Source organism: Dolichospermum sp. UHCC 0259 (assembly GCF_009711935.1).
Lineage (GTDB): Bacteria > Cyanobacteriota > Cyanobacteriia > Cyanobacteriales > Nostocaceae > Dolichospermum.
Window position 1 is genome coordinate 1 of sequence record NZ_VIKX01000044.1, and the last position, 9,165, is coordinate 9,165.

Genomic DNA, 9,165 nt, shown 5'->3' on the forward strand with positions numbered 1-9,165 from the left:
TTATCTCATTTACGCCGCAGTGTACTAGGTACAAACTGGATTAAACCAGAAATTTACCAGCAATTTGCGAAAGAGATATTGAAAATCAAAGTAACGATATCTCACATTACTTCATCTAGTACATCTTTTTGGACAATAGGAGGGAATTCTGACGACCTTACAGAATATGGCACAAGTTATATAGATAGTGCCAAACTTTTGGAAAAAGGATTAAATCGTCAAGACCCCAGAATCATTATTTTTTTATCACATTACCGAGCATTTACAGACTTTTGCAGATGTGGCTTTTCATGATGAAAAAGAGCGTCAAGATTGGTTTAAAAAAGCCAGAAAAATCTTAAAAAAGGGTAACGCTCTGACTTTAATAAAGCAGATGGATGAATTTATTATAAAAACTACTGGAGAGAGTTGTAAAACAATGGTTTCACAGCGAGATTATCTTTTACGTGCATACCGTGAAGGGCGGTTGAATTACGCTAAAATTTTATTAGAAAACCTACCGATTGGTAGTGGGGCTTTTTGATTGTTTAATCAGACAGGTTGTCAATTTAAGAATGAAGGGTAACAGTAAATTTTGGTTAAAAGATAATGCAGAAATTATGTTACATCTCCGCTGTCAATGGATGGCTGGTAATTGGAACAATTTCTGCGATTCAATTTTAACTTCCTTCATTAAACCAAAACCTGTTGGATAAATTTTATACTTAAAGTCGCTCATTGGCAGACTTTTGTAATAAAGAATACGTCAATTTCTTGTTGTTTAATTAAATAGTTTATTTAGAGAAGAATCAAAATATTGCCTATCCTATCTTTTGGGGAATACATCCAAAGGATAATTTATAGTGAAAATACTCCCTAATTTAGTTATTTAATTTACTGGTATCTTCAGTGTATAAAATAATAATTGCCCCCACCTCACTAACTTACTTGTTCAAACTGTAGATTCTCAAGGACAAAAGCGACTCTACAATTTTGATATCATTCCCCAGCGCAAAAAACCTGGGTATGTCGGTATTCAAATTGCTAATGCAATTCCTGGACAGCAAAAATTATTAATAGATGAAAATCGTCAAGTTACAGTTGATGATATTGAAACTGGGCTAAAAATTGCTATAAAACGTGGTTATACCAATAGCAATGACCCTATTGTTCCTAAAGTCCGACAACTTTTAGCTTTGTTACGCACTAATAAAGTTACTATTTCTGAAGCAGCTAAATCTGTTGATGTGCCACTAGAAGTAATTTTAGAATTAGGGAAAATAGCAATTAATCAACGCTATTGTCAAAAGCTTATTCCTGATTGTTAACTTCAATTATACAGCGTATTTTAGGGTAATGAGGTACAGTGACGCAAGCCATATCAGGATATCTAGGATTTGAGGATGTACAGGATATGATTTTGATGTTTGTGGTGTGGTAATTTTTTCAATTTAGTCACTTTTAAAAAAGTGAAATAATGTTAAAATGATTGTTCAATTAGGCAATTTATTAGTATAATCAGCAAATTATCAAAACTCTACTCCCAAATTACTACATCAAACAACAAAAACATCCTGTAAATTCTCAAATCCTGGACATTATCTCAACTTACTTCGACCCTTCGACAGGTCTTACAGTGAGCCTGTCGAACTGCTCAGGGCATCGCAAGCTCAGTACAAGTCGCGGTAGTTGAGCGTAGTCGGAACTCGATAACCAACTGATTCAGACAAAAATACAAATTATGAACAGAGAATATTTAATTAACTTTCTCAAAAAAAACTTAACCACCATTAAAAGTTATGGTGTAACTTCCTTAGCTTTATTTGGTTCTTATGCAAGAGATGAAGCAAAAACTACTAGCGATATTGACTTATTAGTAGAATTTCAAGGAAAAGTTACCTTTGATAAATATATGGATTTAAAATTTTTCTTAGAAGATAACTTATCTTTATCCGTTGATTTAGTCACCAAAAAAATGTTGAAACCTCAAATTATTGATGCTGTAGAAAAGGACGCTATTTATGTCGCGTAGCTTAAAACTTTATTGTGATGATATTTTAATTAGTTGTGATAAAATTCTCCGTTATACTCAAGGATTGGATGATCAGAGTTTTTTTGGTGATGAATTAAGATTTGATGCAGTAATTAGAAATTTACAGGTTATTGGAGAATCAGTTAAACAAATTCCCCCAGAAATAAGAAATAAATATCCAGATATTGAATGGCGCAAAATTGCCGGATTGAGAGATATTTTAGTTCATGCTTATTTTTCATTAGAAGATGAGATTATTTGGGATATTATTCAAACTAAAATTAGTTCTTTGAAATCACCAATTTTAATTATTATTTCTCAAGAATTTTAAGTTAATGTATTAACTAACAAAAAAATCACGCATCTTGTAAAAACATCTCTTTTTTGACTGAAGTTCTAAACTGGTGCAAACTGGTGCAAAAGAGTGTTTCTTATCTGTTCCCGTATGGCTAACGCCACGCTATGCTATCGGCTGATGCTCACGGCGAAGCCTGTTCCCTTTTCTTGTAAAATCGCCCAAAGTTTCTTCACTCTTGCATGAGTGCCTTTTGCTTTGCTATAACGACAATTTTCAATGCTAAACTACTTATTCCTCCCTCCATAGAGGGAATAGTAGAACCATAACTTTATATAATCCAGATTAATTGGATTATATGAATTAAGTAACATACTCATGGATTTTTATCTCTTGCACCAAAGTTTTTATTTTCATAAATTGCTCCTGAATTTCTGCTTGATTTAAATTGATTGCATCTGTATTTATAATCAAATTGACAACATTTGTTAATTCAGCCTGTTGCTTGTGATTAGAAACTTTGAGTTGTGCCAGTTCCTGTTCTCTAGTTGAAATTACCTCATTTAATCGCTCAACTTCTGACGTTAATGGTGCAATTGTTTTTTCTAATTCTGAGTTGACAACTTTTGCGGCTTGCTTAGAAAATGTGTTATTCCAACTGTTTTGAGTGGCTTGTTCTAGTCCCTTTTCTAAATCAGCTATTCGTTGCTCTAATTGCTGGTTTGTGACTTGAAGATGTTGAACTGCGGCTAACTGTCTTTCTGTTTCAATTAACTGCTGAACTAACTTTTCCTTGTCTTGTGTCATTTTTTGAGCGTGTTGTTGAGCAGCTTTTAATTCTACTCCGGCAGCTTGAAGAGCAGCTTCACGAATTTCGATAAATTTACCCAGTTCTGCTTCTGCTTTTTCTTGTTCGCGTTGTGCTAAAGCTTCAGCAATTTTTTGTTCTACCTGTTGTGCAGTAAAAGTCTCTTGTAAACGAGTCGTTCTACTCTGAGCCTGATTTAGTGGCATTTCCAATTGAATTTGTTCTGGTTTCAATAACTCTTTTGAGAACGACCCTTGGGCAACCACAGAGTCCAAAAGCACCCACCAGCATTCATTGCCATTTACCTCCCACTTGGCGGTAATAATCCCTTTGTAACCATTCCAGATTCCATGATCAACAATGACAATTCGCATCCCCGGCGCAAATTCTGGCGCATCTACTTGTTCGTTACTGGCAGCAGCAACAGTAGTGGAATTAGTTGTTTTTGGACTGGCTTTTGGATTTGTTCCAGTCTTTTCTGCTGTTGCCTTGACTTGTGCGGCTGTTTTCTTGCCAGAATTGACCAGTTCTTTGACAAGGTGATCAGTTACTTTAGTCAGTTGACTAAGGGCAGCAACACTCCAGTTCTGGACTTTTTCTCGCACTAAACGTTGGATTCGCTCTGGCAGTTGCTCAAACCAAGCGTAAATTTTCATGGCTGAGGAGGCAATATAGCGAGATGCGCCAAAATCATTACTCAATAGCCAGGTGTTAAAAACCTGTTTACCATTTGGGCAAAAAGCGATGCAATTGTAGTAAATATCTTGCAATGCTTGACCACTAGCGAGTAAGCCATCAAAAGTCTGACGGACAAAGCCGATAAAGTTAGCTAGGGTAGTTTTGGCTTTGTTTTGCAGTTCGGGGTCTGTAAATTGGTTGTAATCGAAGTTGTAGTTGAGAGCAAAGGGCGCAACTGCATCAGCTTGTTTGTCAGTGTATTGTTCTAATTCTTGTTGTGCAGTTACTGGAATTTCTGCTAGAGCTACCCTAAAACCTTGATATTGTGTCATCATAATCTTGACCTCGAATATATAGTTTCGGCTTCAGATATGTAGTTTTGACATCTTTGATGGTTTGGAATTCTATATAGTTTTGACCGCTATATAGTTTGGACTTCTGATATGAGGTCTGTTTCTGACCCCGACTATATTATTGGGTTTGTTTCTTAAAAGGCGATCGCGATCTTTGGACGGAAGGCGATCGCCTTTTTGCTTTTTATATTATATACCATTCTAGCTATATATATAGCGAAAAGACAATATTTAAATTTAGCTTGCTATATAATTGAGTTTAGATATAAAAAAAACTAGCTATAAATGCCTTAGTGCAGGAAACTATGAGAGAAAACCGAAAAAGGATAGGCTCTTAAAGCATGATTCGTTGGCGACTTAGAATATTAATGGCCGAGAAAAAAATTAGTAATAAAGAACTAGCGGCACTCTCAGATATACACCCAACATCTATCTCAAAGCTGAAAAATACTGATGAGATTGAACAGATTAGCGGTAGAGTTCTGAACAATTTGTGTAACGGCTTAACAAAGGCTTACCGCTCCCGTGGTGAAGATAGAATTATTACTCCAGGCGATCTGTTTGACTATACTTTTGATAGTGATGGAAATTATACTGAATCAAATGTCTAAAAGTGAATACAGAACAGAAGACGCACAGGTAGAGTAAATGATTCTTTTGTATGAAGTGTGTCAGCGTCTAAACCATGAAGGTGAATCCATTACAATGGATGCAATAAACACCCAAGTTAACCAGATATGGGATGAATTAATAACAAATGAAGAATCTAACAGAAGCTAAGTATTTTTATGACTAAGTAGGTTGATCTTTCTGGTTATTGGACAGAAGACAAAAACACATCTATTCAAAAAGCTAAGGAAATGACTGGATTAGACAAAAGAACTCTATCATCTGCCAAAAAAGGACAGTTAGATCGTGGACATTTTAAAACTCTGTTTAAACTCAGAGATTCTGTTTAAACTCAGAGATTTAGCTTCTGAACTTGCGGGTAAACCCCTAACTCTCGAAGAGATTTTTAGTAAAGAGTGATGGGCTAAATATCGAAAATTTTGCAACCATTCCCCAAATAAAAACCTGTAGTTGAATAAATTTATTTTCTTAAATCAGATGAATGAACTATTTTCTATCATTCCCGACAAAATCCGAGATAAACTACCACTGACGGCAGATATAAAACAACTGCTTCAACAACAAACCATTAGTCAACATACCCCAGGCACAATTTTAAAAGATTTTCAAACTATTTTAGAATTTCTCCAACCTGATGGCGTTGAAGTTAGTAACACTCATCACCAATTCTCCCTTAAATACCTGCAACAGCTTAACTCTCTATTAAGTTCTCCCATAGATATTAATTTTAAACGTCCTGTCCAAAAATCTTACCCCTATATTCACGGTCTTTATTTCCTTCTCCGCGCTTCTGGACTATCTCAACTAATTACCAAAGGTAAAAAGAGCAAATTAGTTTTAGACCCAAAATTTCTGCAAATTTGGCAGAATCTTAACCCCACAGAACAATATTTTACACTATTAGAATCTTGGTTAGTTTGGGGAGATAATAAACTATTAGGCAACGAAAGAGATATGTTTGACCAAGCATATCTGTGTTTATTCTTTTGGGAAGATATGCCAGAAGCAGGATTAAAATTTAATAGTTATTTAGAACAAGATAAATTAGGTTATTTTCCTGGATTCCATAATCTCGCTCTTTTGCATTTATTTGGTTTAATTGAACTAACATCAGGACAACCACAACCCGCTAAAGGCTGGCGTTTTACTGATGTTAAACCTTTGCCTTTGGGTAATGCAATTATGGCTATATTAACAGAAAGCCGTACAAATATCCAAATAGAAGATTATGCTAAATTTCGGTTAGATTTTCGGATAGCTTTTGAGACTTTAAAACCTTATTTTCAACCCTATTTCCCCGAATGGTCACAAACTTTAGTGATTGCAGAAGGCGGTTTTACTGAAGGTACTTATATATTTAAAGTTACTTTACAGGATACTTGGCGACGCATTGCTATTCCTAGTCATTTAAATTTAGATGAAGTAGCTACAGCAATTGCCGAAGCCTTTGATTTTGACCCTCGACATCTGTACACATTTATCTACCAAGACCGCACAGGCAGAATTCTTGAATTTGACCATCCTGAACTTGAATCTAACCCCGATACCAGCGATTTTCGCTTAGGTGATTTATCCCTAGAAATAGAAAATCATTTACAATTTATCTTTGATTTACGGAATGAATGGGAATTTGATTTATATCTAGAAAAAATTGACCCCGATCATGGGGAGATACAAGAATCGCAAGTTTTAGAATCTCATGGTCAACCACCAGAACAAGAAGAAGAATATATAGTATGTTTTATAGAAGATGAATGGACGATAGAGTTGAAAAAACCTGATGATGATTAAAGTTAAGGTTATTTAAAGTTAAATAGATTAGTCAAAAAATGGTTTTAAAATGTCCACTGCACCAAACCCGACTTCCCAACAAATTAATGCTTCTGTTCCCCAAGAAACTATTACTGGGGTAGTAGAACGCCTCACTTTTTATTCGGAGGAGTCCGGTTACACAGTGGCACGCTTAACTCGCTCCAGTATTAAAGATTTAACAACCATTGTTGGCAGTTTTGCTAATATTCAGCCCGGACAAACACTACAACTAACGGGTTTTTGGCGGGAACATCCCCAATATGGACCACAATTTCAAGTAATCAATTATAAAGAAACCAAACCAGCTACACTTACAGGTATCGAAAAGTATTTGGGCAGTGGATTAATTAAAGGTGTGGGACCCGTCACAGCAAAACGGATTGTTGCCCATTTTGGAGTAGAAACCCTAGAAATTATTGAAAATCAAATTGACCGTTTAATTGAAGTGAATGGCATAGCCAAAAAACGGATCAAGTTGATCAAAAACGCCTGGGAAACCCAAAAGGCTATCAAAGAAGTGATGGTGTTTCTGCAAGGACATGGCGTTTCTACTATCTATGCAGTCAAAATTTATAAACAGTATGGAGATAAAGCGATCGCTGTAGTCACCAATAACCCCTACCAATTAGCTACTGATATCTATGGTATTGGGTTTCTCACTGCTGATAAAATAGCCCGTAATTTGGGAGTTCCCGCCGATTCCCAGTTTCGTTACTGTGCCGGACTTGTTCATGCTTTGAGTGAAGCTGCTGAAGATGGTCATTGCTACTTACCACAACCAGAACTGATTGAGTCCGTAATTAAACTACTGACTACTGAATCTCATCAGCCCACAGAACAGGCAATAACTCAAACTATCACAGACATGGCTTTGAAAGATGAGTTAATTAGGGAAAAGGATGGTGATACATTACTTTGCTACAAGCCTACCTATTATCATACAGAGAAAAACTTAGCAGAACTTATACATGAACGTTTGAATAAACCTGTTACTACTGACATTCCCCGCGTTCGTGCTTGGCTAGAAAGATTTACACAAACTCAAAAAATTGAACTTTCCCAACAGCAACAGGAAGCTGTAGAAATGGCTGCTTACTCGCAGATCATGATTCTTACAGGGGGTCCAGGTGTTGGTAAAACTTTCACTACCCATACCATAGTCAGTTTATGGAAGGCGATGGGTAAATCCATTGCTTTAGCTGCACCAACTGGAAGGGCAGCACAACGTTTGGCGGAAATGACTGGTTTAGAAGCAAAGACCATACATCGTTTATTGGAATTTGACCCCAGAACCAGGGGTTTTAAATCTGACAACGATAATCCGTTACCTCAGACAGCAATTATTGTTGATGAAGCCAGTATGTTGGACTTATTTTTAGCATACTCCTTAGTCAAAGCAGTTTCCGTCGGCGCACAACTTTTGTTGGTAGGAGATATTGACCAGTTACCATCAGTGGGACCAGGTAGTGTACTTGCTGATTTGATAAATTCTGGTAGAGTGCCAGTGGTGCGACTAACTCAGGTATTTCGTCAGGCTCAACAGAGTGCGATTATTACTGCTGCTCATCAAATTAACCGGGGTCAGTATCCCACCATCGAACCAATCAGTAATTCCCCAGTCTCTGACTGTTTGTGGCATGGAGGGGGATTTCAGCCAGAACATGGGGTGCAAACAATTTGCGAATTAATTACAGACTTAATCCCAAAATTAGGATTTAACCCTGCTACGGATGTACAAGTGCTTTGTCCGATGTCAAGGGGTTTAGTGGGTACTCGCAATCTGAATACGGTATTACAGGAATTAATTAATCCTAAAAGTCCCGATAAGGTAGAGATTACCAGGGGTGGGATGACGTTGCGGGTAGGTGACAGAGTAATTCAGCAGACTAACGATTATCAAAGAGAAGTTTTTAATGGTGATTTAGGAATTATCACGGACATAGACACTGTTGAACAAGAAATAAATGTGCAATATGGCGAACGTTCTGTAGTTTATGATTATGCTGACCTCAATGAAATTACTTTAGCTTGGAGTGTTTCTATACATAAATCCCAAGGTTCTGAATATCCGGTGGTGATTTTGCCTTTTTATATGCAGCACTATATGATGTTGAGTCGTAATCTACTTTATACAGGTTTAACCCGTGCTAAAAAGTTAGCAATTGTAATTNAAAATGAGAATTGCTGGTTTCCAATGGCACGTTTAATCAAAATACTGTTTCTAGCACCGCTGACCCGCAAATTTGGGCGGCTGCGTTGGAAGGGTTTTTCAGTCCAGTGAGTGAGCGCTTGTCGAGACGGTCTGACCAAGCGGTTCAGGAGTTGCTGCAACGTCCTAATATTCAATTTCTACCTGAAGGTACAGAAGTTTCAGTGGTTGTCAATAATTTTTTACAAGTTGCCCGGTAAACTAACTGCGCCCACAACGGGTGGGTTTCTTGGAGGTTGTTATGAAACAATTTACTACTTTTGTTATCACTACTAGCGTATTATTGCTGGGGATTACAGCACCTATTGTCCAGGCACAAACTCCTGCTTATCGCTTTATTGACAGGGATATAGCTGCAAAAACGAGAAT

8 protein-coding genes and 1 pseudogene are annotated in these 9,165 nt (G+C 36.8%); 8 read left to right on the forward strand and 1 reads right to left on the reverse strand.

The window, feature by feature from the left end; genetic code table 11:
• The 5 genes and pseudogenes from FJR05_RS03780 to FJR05_RS03800 all read left to right on the forward strand — a co-directional run.
• The coding region (locus tag FJR05_RS03780) for a hypothetical protein (RefSeq protein WP_168642874.1) at nucleotides 1-294 on the forward strand (294 nt) is incomplete at its 5' end.
• Nucleotides 230-695, forward strand: a pseudogene (locus tag FJR05_RS03785) (ISLre2 family transposase); the annotation flags it as partial. The gene FJR05_RS03780 and the pseudogene FJR05_RS03785, both read left to right, overlap by 65 nt.
• A 480-nt stretch (nucleotides 696-1,175) precedes the next feature.
• A complete protein-coding gene (locus tag FJR05_RS27550) occupies nucleotides 1,176-1,307 on the forward strand; it encodes a hypothetical protein (protein WP_256376169.1) in 132 nt (43 codons plus the stop codon).
• A 413-nt stretch (nucleotides 1,308-1,720) separates the two neighbouring features.
• Nucleotides 1,721-2,011 (forward strand): nucleotidyltransferase family protein, encoded by a 291-nt coding sequence (locus FJR05_RS03795; protein ID WP_168642875.1) that lies wholly within the window; start codon nucleotides 1,721-1,723, stop codon nucleotides 2,009-2,011.
• Nucleotides 2,001-2,342, forward strand: coding sequence for a DUF86 domain-containing protein (locus FJR05_RS03800; protein WP_168642876.1), 342 nt, complete (start codon nucleotides 2,001-2,003; stop codon nucleotides 2,340-2,342). The genes FJR05_RS03795 and FJR05_RS03800 overlap by 11 nt, the downstream gene beginning before the upstream one ends.
• A 327-nt stretch (nucleotides 2,343-2,669) precedes the next feature.
• Here FJR05_RS03800 and FJR05_RS03805 read toward each other — a convergent pair whose 3' ends face one another.
• The gene (locus FJR05_RS03805) at nucleotides 2,670-4,127 is read right to left on the reverse strand and encodes a hypothetical protein (RefSeq protein ID WP_254446687.1); all 1,458 of its coding nucleotides are present in this window, start codon (nucleotides 4,125-4,127) and stop codon (nucleotides 2,670-2,672) included.
• A 359-nt stretch (nucleotides 4,128-4,486) separates the two neighbouring features.
• On the opposite strand from FJR05_RS03805, the gene FJR05_RS03810 reads away from it, so the two are divergent.
• The 3 genes from FJR05_RS03810 (at nucleotide 4,487) to FJR05_RS03820 (ending at nucleotide 8,868) form a co-directional block, all read left to right on the forward strand.
• On the forward strand, nucleotides 4,487-4,756 hold the full coding sequence (locus FJR05_RS03810; protein ID WP_168642877.1) for a helix-turn-helix transcriptional regulator: 270 nt from the start codon (nucleotides 4,487-4,489) through the stop codon (nucleotides 4,754-4,756).
• 496 nt (nucleotides 4,757-5,252) lie between these two features.
• On the forward strand, nucleotides 5,253-6,566 hold the full coding sequence (locus FJR05_RS03815; RefSeq protein ID WP_168642878.1) for a plasmid pRiA4b ORF-3 family protein: 1,314 nt from the start codon (nucleotides 5,253-5,255) through the stop codon (nucleotides 6,564-6,566).
• Nucleotides 6,567-6,615: 49 nt separating this feature from the next.
• The gene (locus FJR05_RS03820) at nucleotides 6,616-8,868 is read left to right on the forward strand and encodes an ATP-dependent RecD-like DNA helicase (protein ID WP_254446688.1); all 2,253 of its coding nucleotides are present in this window, start codon (nucleotides 6,616-6,618) and stop codon (nucleotides 8,866-8,868) included.
• Nucleotides 8,869-9,165: the final 297 nt, after the last annotated feature.